Here is a 20,896-nt window from a genome sequence, read left to right as displayed (position 1 = left end):
ACAACATCGAAAATTCCGCGCAAATAGGCGCACTTGCCGCGCGGAAACGCGGCGGCAATGCAGATCGGATTTTTTTGCGGGGTTCGTTACTTGGACGAGGACAGCTGCGCGATCGACAGCAGCGTGTCGGCGCTGATGCCGACGCCCGATGAAGAGCTCGTCAGAATCGACAGGGCCGGCGACGTGGACGACGCGGTATTGTTCTCCAGGTCATACATGGCAGAGAATCGCTGCAGCAGCTTATTGACCTTGTCCGGATCCTGAAGATCGGAAACGTTAACGAACTTGCTCAGCATATTGGCCTGGGTAGTGACATCCATGGAAGAGATCGAGCTCGGCAAGCTGTAGGTGGTGGTTATGACCTGGTAGAGCGCGGTGTCGCCCATGATGTCGTAAATCGAATTGATACTCGGCGCCTTGCGCTGGAAGTAGAGCGCCAGGCGCACACCGGCGTTGGTTTGTCCTTCCTGATCCTCGAGCGTCTGATGCAGGTAGAGATCGTTCGTCTGGGCGAGAGCGCCCCCATTCTGTGCGGTGCCGAGCTTGCTGTCCGTCAGGTTCCCGCTCGTATCGAAATTGAACGCCTCGACGATGCTCTTGAACTTGGCACCATCAGCGGTGTTGATAAAGCTCTTGGAGTCGGACGGATCGGAGGCGAAAGCCTTCTTCAGCGTCGCCGTGTCGACGGTTTTCGGATCGATGCCGTTGGCGGTCAGGATGAAATTTGTGAGCTTGCTGTCGGCAAGCAGACCGGTGACGCTGGTGACATTGACGATGTTGGTCGCGAAATAGGTGCCGGCAGTCTTGGCGTCATTGGTCGCCTTGGTCAGCAGGGCGCCCGTCAATCCTGCCGTGGAGCGGCTGGAATATTCGGAAATATAGCTGTTCGTCTGCGTTTGCGACAGGGACTGGACCGGAGGCTTCAGATTGCCCGCGCTATCGAAATTGAAGGCCTTGGCAAGCGCCGTAAAGCGCGAATCCTTAAGAGAGCTGACATAGCTCTTGGAATCGTAGGGATCGCTTTCGAGGATCTTGGTCAGCTGGGTCTTCGTGACCTCGTTCGAACCGATGCCATAGGCGCGCAGAGCCATCTGGTAGAGTTCGGGCATGCTGTCGTTGGACGTGCTGCTATCGGCGGTATTGCTCGTGAAGAAATCCTTGATGGTCTTCACGTTGGCGATGCGGTTCTTGTAGTTGTTGACCGCATCGGTCGTCAGGTTCGACTGCGAAGACCGATAGTTCGTCATATAGGCGGTCGAGGCAGCATCGATCGCGCTTTGGGACTGAGCCGTATCGCCAGAAGCAAGCGTGCCGTCCGATTGGAAATTGAACGCGGCGACGACATCCGTCAGGCCGAAGATGGAAGCGGTCGTCGGATCGGAAAAGGCATTTTTGAAGACGATGGCGGGTGTGCTCGCATCGACGCCGTAGGCCGTCTTGATAAAGTCGAAGAGGCGGGTGTCCGACGTCAACTGGTCGACTGACGTGATAGAGCCGATATGGTCCTTATAGTACAGAGCGTTGTCGGCCGCGCCGACACTGGTGGTGTACGAGGGCACGCCGGAGTTATAGGCGCTCATGACATCGGCCTGCTGGCCGAGGGTCTGCGGCCCCCCAGGGTAATTCGTCGTATAGGCCGTGGTCGTGGCGCTCACCTGAGCCGATGTCTGCGCCTGCGAGCCGGAAGCGACCGTCCCATTGCTTTGGAAATTGAATTCGGCCATGACGCTGGTCAACCCGTTCGAGCTCGCAACGCCCGCATCCTTGGCCGAGGCATTGAACTGGTCGGCGGTGATATAGACCGGGATATCGAAGGCTGTTTTGACGTACTGGAACAGCCGCGGATTGGACGTCAGCTGATCGACCGACGTGACATTGCCGATATTGGCCTCGTAATAGGCGTTGTCGCCGTCGGCCGTGGATGTCTTGACCGTGCCATCCGCGTTGAAATTGAACTCCGCTGCGAGAGCCTTGTCGGCCGCGCTGCCGTTCTGATTGACGTAGCTGTTTGGATCGCTGGTATCGCTCGTCAGCATCTGCTTCAGGATCGAATTCGATGCGTAAGTCGGATCGATGCCGTAGGCCTGCAGGACGTAGTTCCTCAGGCGCGTGTTGCCGAGCAGGTCATCGACAGACTTAACCGAGCTGATGTTCTGGCTGTAGTAACTCGTTTCCGTCGCGGCAGCCGTCGCCTCATTCGTATATGATTGCTGATAAAGCCCGATCAGATCGTCTTCCTGCTTGCTGGATTGCGCCGCGTTCGTGCTGCCCGTACCGAAATTGAACGCCGCGGCAAATTCCTTGTAGCGCGGATCGGTCAATTTATTGGCGAAACTGGTGGAATCGCTGAGGTCGCTGGTCAGCACCTGTTTCATAAAGGCCTTGGCGTATGTCATGTCGGAGAGCCCGTAGGCCTCCATTGCATAACTGTACAGCTGATAGTTATTCACGAAGTCATCGACGTTCTTTACTTTGCCGATATTGGCATTGTAATAGTCGATCAGGCGCTTATTCTGAGACTGTGATGCCACCTGATTGAGCGACGTTGACATATCTCTGGTTGCAACCGTATAACCAAGATAAGTGGAAATCATCAGCAAAATCCCAATAGATCTCTAATATAAGCTCGCACAAGCCCGCGAATCTGGAAGCATTTTCCCACACAAACCTTACCTGAGACTTACAACACCTCATCCTTTGCGTGTACCGCGATGGAGCAGCCGCCGTGCCTTGCATTCACTTTATGGAAACCCTGATGCATTCGATTTCGCTAACCATTTGAGGACGCAAAGTTTTCTTAACCGCAATTTTTAAGCTGTCTGGAAGGGACCGCGCCTAATCTGCCCAACAACGAGAGGACAAAAGTTCTCCGAGAGAAGACCGGAAAACCGGCTCTCAGGTAAAGCAAGGGTAGAGAATCGATGACAAATACCGTCCTGAAGCCCGACTGGGCTGGAACCACACTGCGGCTTGATCCGACGCGCTTTCCGCAACAGGTCAGCTATGCCATGCGGGGTGCCGAGGGTGACGTTACCATCACGATCGATGAGCGCGGCGCCGTGCTGCGCAAGATCCTGCCGTCCAGCGGCCTGCCGCTGTCCGTCGCCCTGCCAAAACGCGCTTTCATGGGTGTCGCCGCTCGCGCCATCGACCATGGTGACGGCGAAGTCACCGTTACGCTTGAACTGCATCACTCCGATCCGGACCTCTGCATCCCCCTCCTTGTTGCCCACGATCTCAGCGACATCGCTGCCGATTGGCGCTCCTGGTCGGAAGCCTTCCGTATCCCGATGCTGATGATCGAGGCCGATGGTGTTGCCCGCCCGCTGGAAGAGCATCTGGGCAGTGTCCGCGCGCTGGACAGCCAACCGCGTCGACGTCATTCCTATTTCGCCGATCGCCGCCCACGCTTCCTCGTGCGCCGCTCGACCGGCAAGCTCGGCATCAAGATGAAGATCGAAGGCCGCGAGATTATTGCGCGGCACTGAGCTGTCAGGATTAAGTTCCGACATTGCCAAAGATCGGCCGTGGGATGTGCAACCCTGCGGTCGACAGATTTTATGACCTCAGCAAACGCTCATCGCCAGTCATGCTCAATGGTTACATGCTCACGGAACAAGAAGCAGGAACGACAGGAAGAGCCCGGCAAAGACAATCAGGCCAACCCGGTTGTTGGATAGGAACAGGGCTCGGCACTGCTCGCCATCATTGATGTCAAGCACGGCGATCTGATAGGCGAACATACCGCCCGCGACGATCAGGCCGACATAGGAAAGCCAGCCGGCTCCGGCCAGGGCGAAGGCGATCAGCATCAGAAGCACTGTCGCGCCGTAGAGGCCGATCAGCCAGAGGCGCGTCTGGTCGCCGAAGAGCCGCGCGGTCGAGCGAACGCCGATCAGCTCGTCGTCTTCCTTGTCCTGATGCGCATAAATCGTGTCGTAGCCGATCGTCCAGAGGATGGCGGCGGCGTAAAGCACGATCGGAGCAAGCGACAGGCTGCCGAAAAGGCCGGCCCAGCCCATCAAAGCACCCCAGGAAAAGGCAAGACCCAGGAAGAACTGGGGCCAGTCGGTGAAGCGCTTTGCGAAAGGGTAGAGCGCGACGATCGCAAGCGACAACACGCCGAGAAGGACGGCAAACCAATTGAACTGCAAAAGCACGAGAAGGCCGGCCAGAGCCTGGAGCGCGATGAAGACCTTGGTCTGAAAGCGTGTCACGCGGCCAGACGGCAGTGGGCGCGAGCGCGTGCGCGCGACCTTCATGTCGATCCCGTGATCGACCAGATCATTATAGGCGCAGCCGGCGCCGCGCATGGCGACCGCACCGACGAAATAGAGGATGAGGTGATAGATCACCACAAAACCCGGCGAACCATGCCCCATGGAAATGGAGGCATTGGCGGCAAGTGCCACCGACCAGAAGCACGGCCACATCAGAAGCTGCCAGCCGATCGGCCTGTCCCAGCGCGCAAGCTGCGCATAGGGCCAAAGTACCGGCGGCAGAACGCGGTAAACCCAGTTTCCGGATGGCGCGTCAGCGACGCGCCCGTTGATGTCGCCTGTCTTTTGCATAGGCGATTAGTAGTGATATCCGGCGCTGAAGGTCAAGCGGCGGAGCCTAAGCCCCGCTCATTTCTCAGTTCATCGTGAAGTTGAACTTGTAGCTGGCGGAGACGCCGATCAGCAGCTGGTTGCGGTCGCCACGCTCGCGCACGAGGCTGCTGTCACCGGCCGGGCCGGTAAGACGCGTATATTCCAGGAAAGTGCTGGTGGTCCAATTCTCGGACGGCTTCCATGTCAATGCGCCACCGGCACCGACGGATTTCACGCCGCCGCCCGGGTTGTAACGGCTGAGGCCGGAGGCGGCCGCCTCCCGCGCGTTGACGCCGTAATAGGTGTTGAAATAATCGTTGGAGGCGAGCGTCATGCGCGGGCCGCCGGACAGGCGCAGTTCCGGAGTGATGTCGGTGAAGGCGTCGACGGCGGCATCGGCAACGAGGCCGCTATGGGCGCGAATGCCCTGGCGGACTTCGACGCGGGCGCGCAGCCAGTCGGTCGGATAGGCCTCGGCAAAACCGCCGGCCTCAACGCCCCACTTGACCTTCTTCAGGCCTCTCAGCTCACGACCGTCGCTGCTGTCCCGGCTCGGCACGAACTTGCCGACGATACCGACTCGGAACGCGTCACTCTCGATCAGAGCAAAGGACGGATTGTCGTTGCGCGAGGAGAAACGCGGACCCGGGCCCTGCTTGCCGACGGAGATCAACGGCGACCACTGCAGCTTGTTGTGCTTGCTGCCTTCGAATTTCGGCGCCGAGAAACCGGCCGCACCGACGCTTAGGTACCAGTTACCCGACCAGAAATGCTGGCCGTCTCCCGCCGAAGCCGCACCGGCTGAGGCAGCGAACAAGCCGAACGTGAAAAGCAGACGCGATTTCGTAAACACAATGCAACTCCATAATACGCAATACAAAGGGCCATACACGCGGCCCTAGAGTTGCCTCAAACTATTCGGATCGCGTTACCGCTCTCTTAACCACGCGCGGTCGAATTCGGGACCGACGGCAAAATTCTCGATGAGACTTGCGCTGGTCTCCGGCTTGCGCCGATCTGTCGCAGCGATTTAATTTCGGCATGCGCTACTCAATCCAAGGTAATGGCGCGACGCCAGAATTTGAGCAGTGACCTGCTCATATGAAGGTTGAACAAGAGGCAAAATGAAAACCAAATCTTGGATTTATCTCGGTGCGTTTCTCAGCATCGGCTTGATGCTTTCCAGCTGTGTCAGCGCACCGATCGGGGGCGCCAAGCAAGATCAATATTCGCACAGAGTCATTTCGGGCAAGAAGACCGCGCTCGGAATGGCTTCGTCGGTGAAGCGGGACTGCACCTTCAACTCCTACCCCTATACGGCGGTGGTCAAGCAGCCCAGCCATGGCAAAGTCACATTCGAACATGGCACGGTTCACGTCAAATACGACAAGGATAGCGATGCCTATATCTGCAGCGGCAAGCCCATTGAAGGCACTACGATATACTACACGTCCGATCCCGGTTTCGTCGGCACCGATCAATTCATCCTGCGGGTGACCGTATTGTACGGAAGTAAAGTCAGCGACGAGAATCTGACCGTCAAAGTGGTCAAATAGCACCCATATCCTCGCTAGCTGGCGGGACTGAACGCTAAAGCGCCGGACTTTGGAAATCCAAAATCCGGCGCAACCATTCAAAACAACGGCGAAGGTTTAGAACACTATCTTCTCCAGCGGCGCCCGTGTCGCCTCGAACTCCCTCAGCTTCGCCTCGCGCTCGCCAATATAGTTGCGGTTGTCGGGAACGGCGAACTGGTTCTTGGCAATCTGGATCTGCATGATGAAGAGCTCATCCCAGCGGAAGCCCATTTCCGAGCCGGCCAGATAGAATTCCCACATGCGGAAGAAATTCTCGTCGTAGAGCGCCACGGCTTCCGCCTTTCGCGCGACGAAGCGCTGGCGCCAGTGCCGCAGCGTATGCGCATAGTGCATCGGCAGGATTTCGACATCCTTGACCAGAAGCCCGGCCTTTTCCAGCGGCGGCAAAGTCTCGCCGACCGAAGGAATATAACCACCCGGGAAGATATACTTTTCGATAAAGGCATTGGTGGCAAAGCTCGGCTTCGGACGCGCAATGGAATGCAGCACCATCACACCGTTGTCGTCGAGCAGTTCCGAAACCTTCTTGAAGAACCTGCGATAGGCGCCGATGCCGACATGTTCGAACATGCCGACAGAGACGATGCGGTCGAACTTCCGGCCCGCCATGTAACGGTAGTCCTGCAGCTCGAAACGGACGCGGTCGGACAATCCGCGCTTGGCGGCGCGTTCACGGGAGACCTTGAGCTGCTCTTCGCTGAGCGTGATGCCGGTAAAATCGAGGCCGGGATTGGCTTCGGCGAGATACATGCCCATGCCGCCCCAGCCGGAGCCGATCTCCAAAACGCGCTGGCCGGGCTCAACCAGCAGCTTGGCGGCGATATGGCGCTTTTTGGCCACCTGCGCTTCGTCCAGGCTGATGCCAGGCGGCACGAAATAAGCGCAGGAATATTGCCAATCATCGTCGAGGAAGAGATCGAACAGCTTGGCCGAAAGATCGTAATGATGCGCAACATTGTATTTGTTGCGATTGATCGGCGACCGGCTCTTGAGCTGCTGCCAGACGATGCGCCCCATCAGTAGGGCCGCCATGCGCAGATCGAAGATTTCGTTGGTGGTGTTCTGCTTCACCAGAGAGAGGAATTCATAGATATCCCCCTGCTCGAGAATGAAGCGCCCTTCCATATACATCTCGCCGAGCTTCAAGGTCGGATCGCGCGCGATCGCGTCCTCCGCCTGCTGGTCGGCGAGGCGGATGGCGACCATTTCGCCGGACCCATCGCCGATCATGTGCGTCTCGCCGGACGCGAGCGTAAGTTTCAGTGAGCCTTTACGGACAAGTTTCGTAACAAGAGAGAAGAGTGCCGACGCCATGGACGCCTCGAATGTTATGACATGACATTAGGGCTGACTCTAGCGCTTCAGAACATTGTGGCAAGCGCACCTTTTCGCACTCTGTAGCACTCCGGCAACAACACTGCCAGAGTGTGACATTCTTGCAATGTCTCTCGCTAAGTCCTTATTTTCGCTTGAGTGCATCGGCCAGAGCGGCACCGAAACTGCCCTGCTGCTCCGCCTTCGGACTACTATCGCCCCTACCGCCAGCGTTGCGTGCCCCACCTTGCTCTCGCGAATCACGTGCCGGCGGCGGCGCCACAGTGCCGCCATCTTTGCGCATCGAGAGAGCGATTCGCTTCCGCTTCACGTCGATTTCCACGACCGTGACCTTCACGACGTCGCCAGCCTTGACCACCTCATGCGGGTCCTTCACGAAGCGATCGGCAAGCTGCGAGACATGCACCAATCCGTCCTGATGGACTCCTATATCGACGAAGGCACCGAAGGCGGCAACATTGGTCACCGTACCTTCGAGAAGCATTCCTGGCTTCAGGTCGCCGATCTCGTTGATGCCCTCGGCAAAGGTCGCGGTCTTGAAGCTCGGGCGCGGATCGCGGCCAGGTTTTTCCAGCTCGGAAATGATGTCGCGCACGGTCGGCAGACCGAATTTCTCGTCGATGAACTGCCTGGGATCGATGGCCTTCAGCTTTGCCGTATCTCCCATCAGGCTGCGCAGGTCGCGTCCACAGGCGGCAACGATCTTCTTGGCGACGCCATAGGCTTCCGGATGCACCGACGAGGAATCGAGCGGCTCCTTGCCGTTGGGAATGCGCAGGAAGCCGGCGCATTGCTCGAAGGTGCGCTGGCCGAGGCGGGCAACCTTCAACAGATCGCGGCGGGTCTCGAAGGCCCCCTCGCCGTCTCGATGCTTGACGATCGCATCGGCGATCGACGGACCGAGGCCCGAGACACGGGCCAGCAGCGGAGCGGAAGCCGTGTTCAGATCGACACCTACGGCATTCACCGCGTCCTCGACGACCGCGTCCAGCGAACGTGACAGCTTCAGCTGATCGACATCGTGCTGGTATTGGCCGACGCCGATCGACTTCGGCTCGATCTTGACGAGTTCGGCCAGCGGGTCCTGCAAGCGGCGGGCGATGGAGACGGCTCCGCGGAGCGAGACGTCGAGGCCGGGAAATTCCAGTGCCGCAGTCTCCGAGGCGGAATAGACGGAGGCGCCGGCCTCCGAGACGATGACCTTGGTCGGCTTCGGCGCCGGCAGATCGGCGAGCATGTCGGCCACAAGCTTCTCCGTCTCACGGCTGCCGGTGCCGTTGCCGATGGAAATCAGCTCGACCTTGTGCTTGCGTACCAGTGCCGCCAAGGTCGCCTGCGTGCCGCGCACATCATTCTTCGGCGGGAAGGGATAGACGGTCGTCGTCTCCAGCAACTTGCCCGTGCCGTCGACCACCGCCACCTTGACGCCGGTGCGGATGCCCGGATCGAGACCCATCGTGGCGCGCGAACCGGCGGGGGCTGCGAGCAGCAGATCCTTCAGATTGCGGGCGAAGACGTGGATCGCCTCCTCTTCGGCGCGCTCGCGCAGCTCACGCATCAGGTCGAGCGACAGCGACATGGAAAGCTTCACGCGCCATGTCCAGCTCGCGACTTCCATCAGCCAGCGGTCGCCGGGCCGGCTCGGGCCGATCTCATAGGCCGTGGCGATCATCCGCTCGACCGGCTTGTTCGGCGAGATGGCGTCAACATCGACATCAATGGTCAGCGTCAGAACCTCTTCGTTCCATCCCCGCAGCATGGCAAGCGCGCGATGGCCCGGCGCGGTTGCCCAGCGCTCCTGATGCGAGAAATAATCGGAGAATTTGGCGCCCGCCTCCTGCTTACCATCCACGACCGTTGCCTTCAGGATGGCGGTCGTCTTCATATGCCCGCGCAGCTTGCCGAGCAGGTCGGCATTTTCCGTAATGCCTTCGGCGATGATGTCGCGCGCGCCCTCGAGCGCCGCCTTCACGTCGGGCACATCGGCTGTAATGAAGCCTTCGGCGAGAACCGCAGGCTCCTTTGTCCGGTCTGCAAGTATGGTGTCGGCAAGCGGAGCGAGGCCGCGTTCCCTGGCGATCTCGGCGCGGGTGCGACGTTTCGGCTTATAGGGCAGATAAAGGTCTTCCAGCTCGGCCTTGGTGGCAACCTTGGCGATCTTGCCCATCAGCTCATCGGTCATCTTGCCCTGGCCGGTAATGGACTCGACGATCGCGGCACGGCGGGCTTCCAGCTCGCGCAGATAGACGAGCCGTTCCGCCAGCGTCCGCAGTTGCCCATCGTCGAGACCGCCGGTCACTTCCTTGCGGTAACGGGCAATGAACGGCACGGTCGCACCTTCGTCGAGGAGCTCGATGGCGGCCTTGGCCTGATCCGGGCGGGAATTGATCTCTGCGGCGATGGTTGCGGCAAGGGAACGGATATCAGCGGCCATGTGACTCTCTGGACTGGACAATCGTGAGGGGACCATAAGCACGATCCCGCGAACATAAGAAACTGTTTTCGACGCAGATCACCCCGATCCGGCGGGGGAAAGGCGACCTGACATCCAAAACCGCATCCCGCTTTAGCGACATAAAAAGGCATGGCAATGTTGGCCGCCATGCCTCCACAGGATTTGATGCTTGACCTTTGGCCCAACCCCCCTTAACCGCGCAAAAGGATGCAACGAAAGGGCAAGCCATGAGAGTTCTGTTGATCGGATCGGGCGGACGCGAGCACGCACTGGCCTGGAAGCTGGCGCAATCGCCGCTCATGACGGAATTCTATGCGGCCCCAGGCAATCCGGGCATTGCCGAACATGCGACGCTGGCGGTGCTCGATATCGACGATCATGACGCCGTCGTCGCCTTCTGCAAGGAAAGAGCCATCGATTTCGTCGTGGTCGGCCCGGAGGCGCCGCTGGTTGCCGGTATTGCTGACAAACTCCGCGCTGAAGGCATCGCCGTGTTCGGCCCCTCCGCCGCCGCGGCGCAATTGGAAGGCTCCAAGGGCTTCACCAAGGATATCTGCGCCCGCTACGACATCCCCACCGGCGCCTATCAGCGCTTCAACAACGCGCCAAAGGCCAAGGCCTATGTCCGCGCGCAGGGGGCTCCGATCGTCGTCAAGGCCGACGGGCTTGCCGCCGGCAAGGGCGTGACGGTCGCCATGACGATCGACGAAGCCCTTGCAGCCATCGACGACTGCTTCGAGGGCGCATTCGGCGAGGCCGGGGCGGAGGTGGTGATCGAGGCCTATCTGGACGGCGAGGAAGCAAGCTTCTTCTGCCTCTGCGACGGCAAGCATGCGATGGCGCTGGCCACCGCCCAGGACCACAAGCGCGTCGGCGACGGCGACACCGGCCCGAACACCGGCGGCATGGGCGCCTATTCCCCGGCCCCGGTCATGACGCCTGACATGGTCGATCGCACGATGAAGGACATCATCGAGCCGACGATGCGCGGTATGGCGGAGAGCGGCCATCCCTTCTCCGGCGTCTTCTTTGCCGGGTTGATGATCACCGCGAAGGGGCCGGAATTGATCGAATACAATGTCCGCTTCGGCGATCCGGAATGCCAGGTGCTGATGATGCGACTGAAGAGCGATCTTCTGCCGCTGCTTCTCGCCTGCGCCAACGGCACCCTGGATCAGGTCAACGCCGAATGGAGCGATGACGCCGCGCTGACCGTGGTCATGGCTTCGAAAGGCTATCCCGGCTCCTACGCCAAGAACACGCCGATATCAGCGCTGCCGGCAGACGCCGATGAGGCGAAAGTGTTTCATGCCGGCACAGCCCTCAAAGATGGCGCCCTGATCGCGACCGGCGGCCGTGTGCTCAACATTACCGCGACCGGCAAGACCGTGAGCGAAGCGCAGAAGCGTGCCTATGCCCTTGCCGGCCAGGTGCGCTGGGAAAACGGCTTCTATCGAAGCGACATCGGTTGGCGCGCGGTCGAGCGCGAGGCGTAAACGGCGCATCCTCTCTCAATGTGCGGTCCACTAAATTTTTACCTAATCTCCTGACGGTATGGAAACAAAGGCTCGCTAATGTCTTCGTCAACATAGACGGAGTTGTTTGTTATGCGTTCCTTCTTCCTGACCTTGGCTTGCGTACTGGCCGGCAGCTCCGCCATGGCCTCGTCTATCCAGCCTATCGACGGCAAGTTGCTCGACCGCAACAGCAGCATTGTCGACAAGACGTGCGTCCAGTGCCCTCCCCTCAAGCCGCCGGCGGTCGAAAAGGAATATGTCGTGCCGACGTTGACGCCCGGTACGCAATCCATCGCCATCCGCAGCATCGACGGCGAGAAGAAGGTGGTGCGCACTGAGGCTTGGATGGGCGGCTCTCCTGTCGTGTTCGTCACCAAGCCGACTCCTGAGGCCCTGGCTGCGGCCGGCGAATCCATCGACGGCATCGATACGGCGGCAAAGACCGCCGCCGTGCCAAAAATCGCCCAGACTCCCGAGCTTGCGCCGCTCGATCTCTCCGGCTTCCAGCTTCGTCAATAGCTGCGAATTTTCATGTCCTGCCTCGCCCGCCCACCTTTCGGGTCGGCGGGCCGAGCCGTGATGGCAGGACAATACGCTCAGGCTAAGTCCTGGAGCGCATTTGCTACTTCTAAAATAAATCCCGAGAAATTCTGATCTTCACTCGAGTTATTCTCGAGTCTGAATAAATATTACTTATCTCGCACGCCATATCCCAGGTTTCAACTCCCGGCAAATACAACCAGACTGCTCAAGTTAAAGGTTTTTTAGACATAAAATGAGATTTTACTGTCCACCGGACAGCAGCATGTCATTTCGAGCGGCGGCAAGCGTATTGGGAATCTCTCAGGCGATCGCACAGGCGGTAGGATACCGCACCGGTATTCAATTACCTGTGGGAGACGTTATGAAAAATCTCAAGATCGCACATCAATTATTTGCCCTGCTCGGCGTCCTCATGGCCGCCTTTGCCGTGGCCACCTATTTTCAAATCCGGTCGCAGGCCGATTCCATCTATGACGATCGTTTCGATATGCTGCGCACGCAGGTCGAATCCGGCATCTCGGTTCTGAACCAATATTACCAGCGCGAGAAATCCGGCGAGATGACGCATGACGCTGCCCAGGCCGAGGCATTCAAGGTGCTGTCGCATGTCAGCTTCGCGCCGGCCGGCTATTTCTTCGGCTTCGATTACAATGTGATCCAGCGGATTCATCCGAGCCCGGTCAACATCGGCAAGGACATGTCCTCGCAGGTCGACAAGAACGGCACGCATTTCAGCAAGGAAATGGTGGAGAAGGGCATCAAGGGCGGCGGCCGCACCATCTATTACTGGAACAAACCCGGCCACCCCGACGGCGACTTCTTCCTGAAGGGCAGCTATTCGGCAGCATTCGCTCCGTGGCAGATCGTGCTCGGATGCGGTGTTTACATGGATGACCTGCAGGAGCAGATCAATGCCACCATGTGGCGTGCGCTCATGATCTGCGGCATCGTATCCCTGATCGGCATCGGGGCTGCCTTCTATTTCATCCGCGGCATCACGAAGCCGCTCACCGATGTCCATGCTGCCCTCAAGGCTGTCGCCGACGAGGACGTGAAGACCGCCATCCCGCATATCGAAATGCGCAACGAAATCGGCCTGATGGCGAAGGCGACCAGGGCTCTGCAGGAAAAGATTCGCGAACGTCATGCACTCGCCGACCGCCAGGCGGCGCAGGAGCTGGAAATCAGCAACGAGCGCGAACAGAACCTGCAGCAGCAGCAGGATGAAGCGCGCGAGCAGGCACGCGTCGTCTCCGTCATCGGCAAGGCGCTCGAGGATCTCGCCCGCGGCGATCTGACGGTGCGTTGCGGCGATCTCGGTGCCAGCTATGCCGGCCTTCGCAACAACTTCAACGAGGCGCTCTCGCACCTTGAGGCTGCGATGGGCCGTGTCAACGCCAAGGGCAATGATATCGGCCTCAGCAAGGAAGAGATTCGTCGCGCCTCCAACGAATTGTCGCAGCGCACCGAACGCCAGGCCGCCAGCCTGGAAGAGACCTCGGCGGCACTGGACGAACTCACCGTCGCCGTCCGCCAGACCGCGGAAGGCGCGCATGAGGCCAGCAAACGCGTTCACGCCGTCAGCACCGAGGCATCGCGCAGCGACGCCGTGGTTGCCCAGGCAATCGAAGCGATGAGCGGGATCGAGAAGTCCTCGTCGGAGATCAGCAAGATCATCGGCGTCATCGACGAGATCGCCTTCCAGACCAATCTGCTGGCGCTGAACGCTGGCGTCGAAGCCGCCCGCGCCGGCGAATCCGGCAAGGGCTTTGCCGTCGTCGCCCAGGAAGTACGCGAACTGGCTCAGCGTTCCGCGGCCGCCGCCAAGGAAATCAAGGACCAGATCGCCCGTTCCTCCGGGCAGGTCGACCAGGGCGTCCGCCTTGTCGGCGAAGCAGGCGAAGCGCTGAAGCGTATCTCCGACCAGATCAAGGCGGCCAACGAGATCGTCTCGAAGATCGCCCACAGCGCCTCCGAGCAGGATACCACGCTGCGCTCGATCTCGTCCTCGATGAACCAGCTCGATGCCGCCACCCAGCAGAACGCCGCGATGGCAGAAGAGACGACGGCATCGGCCGAGACGCTCGCCGGCGATACGGAAGACCTGCTCGCCCTCATCCGTGGCTTCCGTGTCAACGATGGCCATCCGGCTGTGGATCATCGTCGTCGCGCGGCCTGAGCCGGAAAAGTCAGAAAAGAGAAACCGCCGGGCTTGCGTCCGGCGGTTTTCGTTTAAGCTGCGATCGGCTGCTTCAGTCTGCTGCCAACCGCACGACCAGCCTGTCTATCTCACGATCGGAATAAACCTCGATGCCGGCGTGCTGCAACAGCGCAGCCGTAACGCCATGGCCCGGATGCCGGCCCCCGGAAAAGGAGCCGTCATAGATAAAGCCCGAGCCACATGAGGGGCTGCCGTCGATCAATAAAGCGTACCGACAGCCGGTTTCTCGCGCGAGCGCCAGCGCGTTCTCCGCGGCCTGCCGAAACCCCTCGGTTACGTCGCCGCCACTGATCTCCATCACGCGTGCGGTGCCGGCGAGCACATCCTCGCCTGCGGCGCTGTTTTCGATTTCGGCTGGCGGCCTGGGCACAGCCATACCGGCGGACATTTCCGGGCAGATCGTCACCAGCCGCCCCTCCTCGCGCCAGCGATCGATCGCCGGATGGATGAGCGGCTTGGAACGGCCGTCATAGCGGACGGCATGGCCCATGAGGCAGGCGCTGACGAGGATTTTTCCGGTCATCGCCCCTCCGGCTTTATCCCGCAATCTTGGAGAAATCAGCGACCGTGCCGGTTGCCGCGCGGATCAGGCGCAGGAGCGCCAGGCGGTTGGCACGGATAGCGGCATCCTCATCGTTGACGAACACGTCCTTGGCGAAGCGGTCGACCGGCGCGCGCAGCTTGGAAAGCGCTGCCATGGCCGAGCGGAAATCCTCTTTGGCGATCGCATCGGAGGCCTCGGCGGAGGCTGCCTTAACGGCCGCAAAGAGATCCTTTTCGGCATCGAGCTTCAGCAGGGCTTCCGAAACGCTGTCGGCGACAACCGTGCCCTTCTTCTCTTCGGCGGCCAGAAGCTGGGTGGCGCGTTTGGTGCCGGCGAGCAGGTTCTTGCCATCCTCGGAGGTAATGAAGGCCGTCAACGCCTCGACGCGACGGGCGATCATCAGGAGATCATCCGTCTCCGGCGTCAGCACGGCGTCGATCAAGTCGTAACGGGCGCCGAGATCGCGCAGATAGACCTTGAGGCGATCATGGAAGAAGGCCAGCAGATCAGCATCGTTGGTCGTTGCCAGCAGTGGCAGACGCACGCCTCGCTCCAGCAGGATCCGGACGACGCCGAGAGCGGCGCGGCGCAGCGCGTAGGGATCTTTCGAACCCGTCGGCTTTTCGTCAATCGCCCAGAAGCCGACGAGCGTATCCAGCTTGTCGGCAAGCGCGACCGTGATCGCCACCTTGTCCTCGGGGACGCGGTCAGAGGGGCCTTGCGGCTTATAGTGATCCTCGATGGCGGCGGCGACCGAGGCGTCCTCGCCCTGCAGCACCGCATATTTGCGGCCCATGAGGCCCTGAAGCTCGGGGAATTCGCCGACGGCTTCCGTGCGGAGATCAGCCTTGGCCAGGACCACGGCGCGATCGACCAAAGCCGGATCGGCGCCGGTGATCTTGGCGAGTTCAGCTGCAAGCATGCGGATGCGGGCGACACGCTCGCCCTGGCTGCCCAGCTTGGCATGGAAGGTGACATCAAGCGCATCGAGCTTGGCCATGCGCTGATCGAGCGGCTTCGTCAGGTCGAGGCCGAACTTGGCGGCTGAAGCTTCCAGCGTTTCGAGATCCGGCAGGTCGCCCTGGTCGCGCTTCCAGAAATGCAGCGCGTCGGACAGGCGGGCACGCACGACCTTGCCGTTACCGTGGATGATTTCCTTGCCGCCATCCGTCGCCTGGATGTTGGCGACGAGAATGAAGCGGTTGGACAGCGTCTCGCCCGCCTGCGGGCGAGTAACGAAACACTTCTGGTTGGTCTTGATGGTGAGACGGATGATCTCAGACGGGATCGACAGATAGTCTTCCTCGAAGGAGCCCATCAGCACCTGGGGCCACTCGACCAGGCCGGACACTTCTTCCAGCAAGCCCTCGTCCTCGACCAGGTCCAGGCCGTTGGCAAAGGCGATGTCGCGGGCATCATGCAGGATGATATCCTTGCGGCGCTCGGCATCGAGGATGACGCTGGCCTTCTCCAGGCTCGCCACATAGTCGTCGAAGCGCTTGACGGTGATCGCATCAGGCGCATGGAAGCGATGGCCATAGGTCACGTTAGAGGCGACGATGCCGTCGATCTCGAAGGGGATGGCGGCGGTCTCTTCGTGTTCCGTGCCGAACATGCAGACGATCGACTGCAGCGGGCGCACCCAGCGCAGCGAGCCGGGCTTAGCCGAGGCCTTGCCCCAGCGCATGGATTTCGGCCATGGGAAATTTCTGACGATATCAGGCATAACGGCGGCGACGATTTCTTCCGCTGCACGACCGGGCCTGGAAATGATCGCAACGTAGAAATCACCCTTCTTCGGGTCGCTCTGCACCTGTGCTTCTGAAATGGAAGACAGGCCCGCTCCGCGCAAAAAGCCTTCGATCGCCTTTTCATTGGCATCGGTGCGCGGACCCTTGCGCTCCTCGCGCACATCGGCGGAGCGCGCCGTCAGGCCGCGAATGTCGAGCGTGAGGCGCCGCGGCGTCCAATATTCCCTCGCACCCTCATAGGAAAGACCCGCTTCGACCAGGGCATCGGTCACCAACTTCTTCAGATCGCCGGCAGCCTTGCGCTGCATACGGGCGGGAATTTCCTCGGAGCGGAGTTCGAGAAGGAGATCGGGCATGTCAAGGTTCCTCACCCTCCCCTTGAGAGAGAGGGTCGGCACGGTGTGCCGGAGTGGGGTGAAAACGGTCGGCCTCTGCTAGCAAAATTTGCCGCTGCTGCACAATGGCAAATATCGTATCCAGAACAGCCTCGATCTCATCCATGACCTCAGCATTTCAGAAGCGAACGACATGGTAGCCCTCATTTTCGAGATAGGACGTTCGTTCGGCGTCATAACGTCTTGCCGCTTCGTCTGCGTGCTGGCTGCCGTCGAGCTCGATAATCAAACCTATCTGATGACAGGTGAAATCAGCGAAATAACGCCTGATCGAAACCTGCCGCCGAAAATGCGTCCCTTCGATTGGAATGCGCCACAAATGCTTCCAAAGCTTGGCTTCCGCAGCCGTTGAACCAGCGCGCAAGCGCCGGCTATTGGCGATCTTGAAACGATCCAGCTTGGAGGGCTTTTTGGGCATCAAGGATCCACGTCTCTTACAATCGAAAATCGCGGCGTACACCCTCCCCTTGAGGGGGAGGGTCGGCCGAAGGCCGGGGTGGGGTGATCGCGACAACCTCCGCAGCTAGACAACGGTCACCCCCACCCGCCGCTGCGCGGCGACCTCCCCCTCAAGGGGGAGGTGGACAACTACCAGCCCCCACCGCCTCCACCGCCGCCGCCCCCGCCGGAGAAGCCGCCACCTCCACCGCCCGAAAAGGCAGAGGACGAGCTGGATACCGGGGCGGGGATGGTGGAAGCAATGGTGGAGGCCATTGACGAAGAGAAATCGCCGATGGTTCCGCCGATATTGCCGGGGTTGAAGTTGCCGGAATACCATACCGGCGCATAGGTCGCCGCCGCAGACGCGCCAGCCGCGGTGGCGAGCCAGGTCTCGAAAGCACTGGACCAGGGCTTTTCGACGCCGAGAGCGACGGCATAGGGCAGCAGCTTCTCGAAATGCTGCGGCGACATTTGCGGCGCGCCCTGCATGTTCATCCGGTCACGTTCTGCCAGCGTCAGATATTGCCGAAGACCGTCGATGCCATCCATCATCTTACGCCCGAGCGGTGTCGGCGCCCCCATCAGGAAATAGAAGACGACGTTGAGGGCGAAGATGCCGACGATGCCGGCCGTTAGTGGCAGCAAGCCCGCTTCCCACAGCGGCATGACTGCAGCCGCAAAACCGCTGACCGCGATGGATACGAAGACGAAGCCGAAAAAGGCGAAGACCAGGACAGACAGAATTCGCTGACCGAGGCTGGCATTGTGGCGGCGGAACCTGCGGCCGATCATGCTCGCGAAGATCGTCACGAAAATCGACAGGAAACCGGGCACGATGATCAGCGGCAGGGCATTCTCATGCAGGCGACCGAAGATGATGATGGACGCCAGGATCAGGACCGACAGCACAACGCCGAGAATGATGTAGAACGCATTGGCCTTATAGTATTCATCGCGATGGTCGCGCTCGATGGCGCTGCGAAACTGCGAGCCGAGCTTCTGCACCGCCTGGCCGTTTTCCTTGTCGATGACAAGCGGGGAAAACGGCCCGACAGCCTGCATCAGCACCTTTTCGCCGCCGCCCAGATTGCTGCCGGCCGCCTTGCCGGTCGGGCGGATGACCACTTTCTCCTTCAGATCGTCGAGGATGACATAGCCGCGCACCGCAAGATCGATCGCCGTCGCCGACAGTGCCGTCCATCCCGAGCGGGTGAAGCCCTTGTTGTCGATATAGTTGACCAGCGCCGGCGAAACACCGTCAGGCGGGTCCCAGCGTGGAACCATCACGCCCGGCGGCGGATCGCGCCCGACTCTGACCCAACTGCGCATGTAATAGATAAACAGCACGATCAGACCGCCGATGGCGATACTGGTATCCAGATGATCTCGAAAAAACCAGCTCCATTGCTGGCTGGCGCTCGGCGGCGTGATCGTCCCTTTCGCAAGCTTGACGGCAATCGTCAAACCTTCGGCCATAGCGAGGGGTCGGGTCGTTGCAAAGGTGACGATATTGCCCTGTGCGCTCGCGCTTGCATTCTTCCCGTTGGCGCCGAGCGGCCCGGTGAAAAAGGCAAGCTGCTGGGGTCCCACACCGTCAGGCAATGTGACAGTCGCCTTGGCATTGATGATCGGGAACAGCCAGCCATTGCCTGTCACGTTCCAGTAAAGCTCTTCGTGATCGTCGAAATAACGGATCTGCCGGTCGGTATCATAGGTGATACGGAACGTGTGCGGGCCTCGGTTCAGGAGTCGATCGGCGTTGCCGATATAGATGCGCTCACCGCCCCTGATGCGCTCGCTGCGCCAATCCTCCGGCTGCCCGTCGCGCTCGACGGAAACGACCTTGAAATCCACCTCGATCTCGCGGCCGTTGGCATCGGTCATTGTCACCGGAAAGTCCCGGAAGATGCCGCGTCGGATATCACGGCCTTCCGCATTCGCCGAAATCGTCTCGATAACCCGCATGGAACCATCGCGATGCAGGGCGATTGCCTGGTCGAAATTGGTGATGAGTTCTGCCGCCGTTACAGCCGTTGCGCAAAGCAGCAGGAGCAAAGCCAGCAGAAGCCCGGAAAGCCGCGTCATCACACCCCCAAGAGATACCGCGGCGCCCTCCTGGGCGCCGTCCAGCGTAAAACATAGTTTCCGCGCTCGGTTCCCTTTTGAAGCGAGGCGTCAGTCTTCGTAGGCGACACCCAGCGATGCCAGTACATCCCAATAGGCCGGGAAAGTCTTCGCAACGCAATCGGGATCGAGAATGGTGATGCCGCCGATCTTCAGGCCAGCGAGTGCAAAGCTCATGGCGATACGGTGATCGGCGAAGCTGTCGATCTCGGCCGGCAGAACCTTGCCGGCAAGGCTCGGATCGGAAGCGACGATCAGATCGTCACCCTCCTCCGTACCGAGGTTCGGGACGATGCGCGACAGGCCGCTCGACAGCGCGCGGATACGATCGCACTCCTTGACGCGCAGGTTCTCGATGCCGACGAAGCGCACCGGCGTCTCGTTGAAGGCGGCGAGAACGGCAAGCGTCGGGATGGCATCCTGCATCTGCGAGCCGTCGATGACGGCCGGAAGATGCGGAAACTTCGAGATGAAATCATAGGCTCGCGCATCCGGCTGCGAGAATTCCGTCGCCGGCGTGCCGAGATCGATCTTGCCGCCGCTCAGCACTTCGGCCGCCCAGAGATAGGTTGCGGCCGAGGCGTCCGGCTCGATCAGGAAATCGGCGGCCTGGTAGCCTGTGGCCTCGACGCGCCACGCAACCGGGCTCACACGCTCGACCTTGGCGCCGAAAGCGCGCATGGCCGCAACCGTCAGGTCGATATAGCCGAGGGCGCCGATATGCTCGCCGAGCAGCTCGACATCAACAGGGCGATCGCCGCCGGCAGCCATCATCAGCAGCGCCGAGACATATTGGCTGGAAAGGCCGCCATCGATCTGCACGCGGCTTGCCTCGAAGCGGCCGGTGCCGTTGATGGTCACGGGCGGGCAGCCGGTTTCAGCCGAAGCATCGATGCCAAGCGAGCGCAGCGCGTCGACCAGCGGGCCGATCGGCCGCTTGCGCATGTGGGCGTCACCATCCACCACGACCTTGCCGTCAACCAGTGCTGCGGCGGCGGTCAGGAAGCGTGTTGCCGTGCCGGCATTGCCGAGGAAAAGCGGCTCGGACGGCGCCGTCAATTTGCCGCTGCCTGTCACGATGAAGGTCGTGGCATCCGGCTCATCGATCGTCACGCCCATGGCGCGCAGCGCTTCGGCCATATAGCGGGTATCGTCGCTCTTCAGCGCGCCGGTCAGCCGGCTCGTGCCTTTGGCAAGGCCGGCGAGCAGCAGCGCGCGGTTGGTGATCGACTTCGATCCCGGCGGCATGGCGCGGCCGGTCAACGGCTTGCCAGGCGGGATAATCGTGAGTTTTGCTCTACCCATCATCATTCTCTTTGGTCAGTCAGGAAGGCGGCCGATGGCCGTCGGTCGGCTTCCTTTACCGCCTCGCATGAAAAA

Annotated in this window: 15 protein-coding genes; 5 read left to right on the top strand and 10 right to left on the bottom strand. The window is 60.4% G+C overall.

All coding sequences use genetic code 11. The features are described from left to right. Window positions 1–86: 86 nt before the first annotated feature. On the bottom strand, window positions 87–2,594 hold the full coding sequence (locus tag FHT28_RS18755) for a DUF1217 domain-containing protein (RefSeq protein WP_168597023.1): 2,508 nt from the start codon (window positions 2,592–2,594) through the stop codon (window positions 87–89). A 327-nt stretch (window positions 2,595–2,921) separates the two neighbouring features. Here FHT28_RS18755 and FHT28_RS18750 point away from each other — a divergent pair, with 327 nt between their 5' ends. Then, window positions 2,922–3,488 (top strand): DUF6101 family protein, encoded by a 567-nt coding sequence (locus FHT28_RS18750; protein WP_037198541.1) that lies wholly within the window; start codon window positions 2,922–2,924, stop codon window positions 3,486–3,488. Between the two features lie 120 nt (window positions 3,489–3,608). Here FHT28_RS18750 and ubiA read toward each other — a convergent pair whose 3' ends face one another. Beyond that, a complete protein-coding gene (gene ubiA, locus FHT28_RS18745; RefSeq protein ID WP_168597022.1) occupies window positions 3,609–4,571 on the bottom strand; it encodes a 4-hydroxybenzoate octaprenyltransferase in 963 nt (320 codons plus the stop codon). 64 nt (window positions 4,572–4,635) lie between these two features. After that, window positions 4,636–5,445 carry a MipA/OmpV family protein gene (locus FHT28_RS18740; RefSeq protein ID WP_037198538.1) on the bottom strand — a complete coding sequence of 270 codons (810 nt, stop codon included), beginning with the start codon at window positions 5,443–5,445 and terminating at the stop codon, window positions 4,636–4,638. Window positions 5,446–5,716: 271 nt separating this feature from the next. On the opposite strand from FHT28_RS18740, the gene FHT28_RS18735 reads away from it, so the two are divergent. Beyond that, on the top strand, window positions 5,717–6,148 hold the full coding sequence (locus tag FHT28_RS18735) for a hypothetical protein (protein ID WP_168597021.1): 432 nt from the start codon (window positions 5,717–5,719) through the stop codon (window positions 6,146–6,148). Between the two features lie 96 nt (window positions 6,149–6,244). On the opposite strand, the gene FHT28_RS18730 is transcribed toward FHT28_RS18735, so the two are convergent. Continuing rightward, the gene (locus tag FHT28_RS18730) at window positions 6,245–7,504 is read right to left on the bottom strand and encodes a cyclopropane-fatty-acyl-phospholipid synthase family protein (RefSeq protein WP_037198537.1); all 1,260 of its coding nucleotides are present in this window, start codon (window positions 7,502–7,504) and stop codon (window positions 6,245–6,247) included. Window positions 7,505–7,649: 145 nt separating this feature from the next. Next, a complete protein-coding gene (locus tag FHT28_RS18725) occupies window positions 7,650–9,959 on the bottom strand; it encodes a Tex family protein (RefSeq protein WP_168597020.1) in 2,310 nt (769 codons plus the stop codon). Between the two features lie 248 nt (window positions 9,960–10,207). Between FHT28_RS18725 and purD the strand changes: the two genes are divergently transcribed. The 3 genes from purD (at window position 10,208) to FHT28_RS18710 (ending at window position 14,219) form a co-directional block, all read left to right on the top strand. Beyond that, window positions 10,208–11,476, top strand: coding sequence for a phosphoribosylamine--glycine ligase (purD, locus tag FHT28_RS18720; RefSeq protein ID WP_168597019.1), 1,269 nt, complete (start codon window positions 10,208–10,210; stop codon window positions 11,474–11,476). Between the two features lie 111 nt (window positions 11,477–11,587). Further along, window positions 11,588–12,016 carry a plant virulence effector HPE1-like domain-containing protein gene (locus FHT28_RS18715; RefSeq protein WP_037198533.1) on the top strand — a complete coding sequence of 143 codons (429 nt, stop codon included), beginning with the start codon at window positions 11,588–11,590 and terminating at the stop codon, window positions 12,014–12,016. 385 nt (window positions 12,017–12,401) lie between these two features. Beyond that, a complete protein-coding gene (locus tag FHT28_RS18710) occupies window positions 12,402–14,219 on the top strand; it encodes a methyl-accepting chemotaxis protein (protein ID WP_168597018.1) in 1,818 nt (605 codons plus the stop codon). A gap of 73 nt (window positions 14,220–14,292) precedes the next feature. Here the strand turns inward: FHT28_RS18710 and FHT28_RS18705 are convergent, their stop codons facing one another. From FHT28_RS18705 to FHT28_RS18685, 5 genes are all read right to left on the bottom strand, one after another. Further along, complete coding sequence (locus FHT28_RS18705; RefSeq protein ID WP_037198531.1) at window positions 14,293–14,784, bottom strand: DUF523 domain-containing protein; 492 nt, start codon at window positions 14,782–14,784, stop codon at window positions 14,293–14,295. A 13-nt stretch (window positions 14,785–14,797) separates the two neighbouring features. Further along, the gene (glyS, locus tag FHT28_RS18700; RefSeq protein ID WP_168597017.1) at window positions 14,798–16,912 is read right to left on the bottom strand and encodes a glycine--tRNA ligase subunit beta; all 2,115 of its coding nucleotides are present in this window, start codon (window positions 16,910–16,912) and stop codon (window positions 14,798–14,800) included. Window positions 16,913–17,069: 157 nt separating this feature from the next. After that, window positions 17,070–17,369 carry a DUF559 domain-containing protein gene (locus FHT28_RS18695; RefSeq protein WP_246704895.1) on the bottom strand — a complete coding sequence of 100 codons (300 nt, stop codon included), beginning with the start codon at window positions 17,367–17,369 and terminating at the stop codon, window positions 17,070–17,072. A 170-nt stretch (window positions 17,370–17,539) separates the two neighbouring features. Next, the gene (locus FHT28_RS18690; protein WP_168597016.1) at window positions 17,540–19,477 is read right to left on the bottom strand and encodes a DUF2207 domain-containing protein; all 1,938 of its coding nucleotides are present in this window, start codon (window positions 19,475–19,477) and stop codon (window positions 17,540–17,542) included. Window positions 19,478–19,567: 90 nt separating this feature from the next. Beyond that, window positions 19,568–20,824: a 3-phosphoshikimate 1-carboxyvinyltransferase gene (locus tag FHT28_RS18685; RefSeq protein ID WP_168597015.1), complete on the bottom strand. Its 1,257-nt coding sequence runs from the start codon at window positions 20,822–20,824 to the stop codon at window positions 19,568–19,570. Between the last annotated feature and the right edge of the window lie 72 nt (window positions 20,825–20,896).

The sequence above is a fragment of the Rhizobium sp. SG570 genome, assembly GCF_012275345.1.
GTDB classification, from domain to species: Bacteria; Pseudomonadota; Alphaproteobacteria; order Rhizobiales; family Rhizobiaceae; genus Rhizobium; species Rhizobium lusitanum.
This window is presented reverse-complemented; position numbering and strand designations above follow the sequence as displayed.

Coding starts and splice junctions, on each gene's coding strand:
- FHT28_RS18755 (WP_168597023.1), bottom strand. CDS start 2,594: ATGATTTCCACTTATCTTGGTTATACGGTTGCAACCAGAGATATGTCA.
- FHT28_RS18750 (WP_037198541.1), top strand. CDS start 2,922: ATGACAAATACCGTCCTGAAGCCCGACTGGGCTGGAACCACACTGCGG.
- ubiA (WP_168597022.1), bottom strand. CDS start 4,571: ATGCAAAAGACAGGCGACATCAACGGGCGCGTCGCTGACGCGCCATCC.
- FHT28_RS18735 (WP_168597021.1), top strand. CDS start 5,717: ATGAAAACCAAATCTTGGATTTATCTCGGTGCGTTTCTCAGCATCGGC.
- FHT28_RS18730 (WP_037198537.1), bottom strand. CDS start 7,504: ATGGCGTCGGCACTCTTCTCTCTTGTTACGAAACTTGTCCGTAAAGGC.
- FHT28_RS18725 (WP_168597020.1), bottom strand. CDS start 9,959: ATGGCCGCTGATATCCGTTCCCTTGCCGCAACCATCGCCGCAGAGATC.
- purD (WP_168597019.1), top strand. CDS start 10,208: ATGAGAGTTCTGTTGATCGGATCGGGCGGACGCGAGCACGCACTGGCC.
- FHT28_RS18715 (WP_037198533.1), top strand. CDS start 11,588: ATGCGTTCCTTCTTCCTGACCTTGGCTTGCGTACTGGCCGGCAGCTCC.
- FHT28_RS18710 (WP_168597018.1), top strand. CDS start 12,402: ATGAAAAATCTCAAGATCGCACATCAATTATTTGCCCTGCTCGGCGTC.
- FHT28_RS18705 (WP_037198531.1), bottom strand. CDS start 14,784: ATGACCGGAAAAATCCTCGTCAGCGCCTGCCTCATGGGCCATGCCGTC.
- glyS (WP_168597017.1), bottom strand. CDS start 16,912: ATGCCCGATCTCCTTCTCGAACTCCGCTCCGAGGAAATTCCCGCCCGT.
- FHT28_RS18695 (WP_246704895.1), bottom strand. CDS start 17,369: ATGCCCAAAAAGCCCTCCAAGCTGGATCGTTTCAAGATCGCCAATAGC.
- FHT28_RS18690 (WP_168597016.1), bottom strand. CDS start 19,477: ATGACGCGGCTTTCCGGGCTTCTGCTGGCTTTGCTCCTGCTGCTTTGC.
- FHT28_RS18685 (WP_168597015.1), bottom strand. CDS start 20,824: ATGATGGGTAGAGCAAAACTCACGATTATCCCGCCTGGCAAGCCGTTG.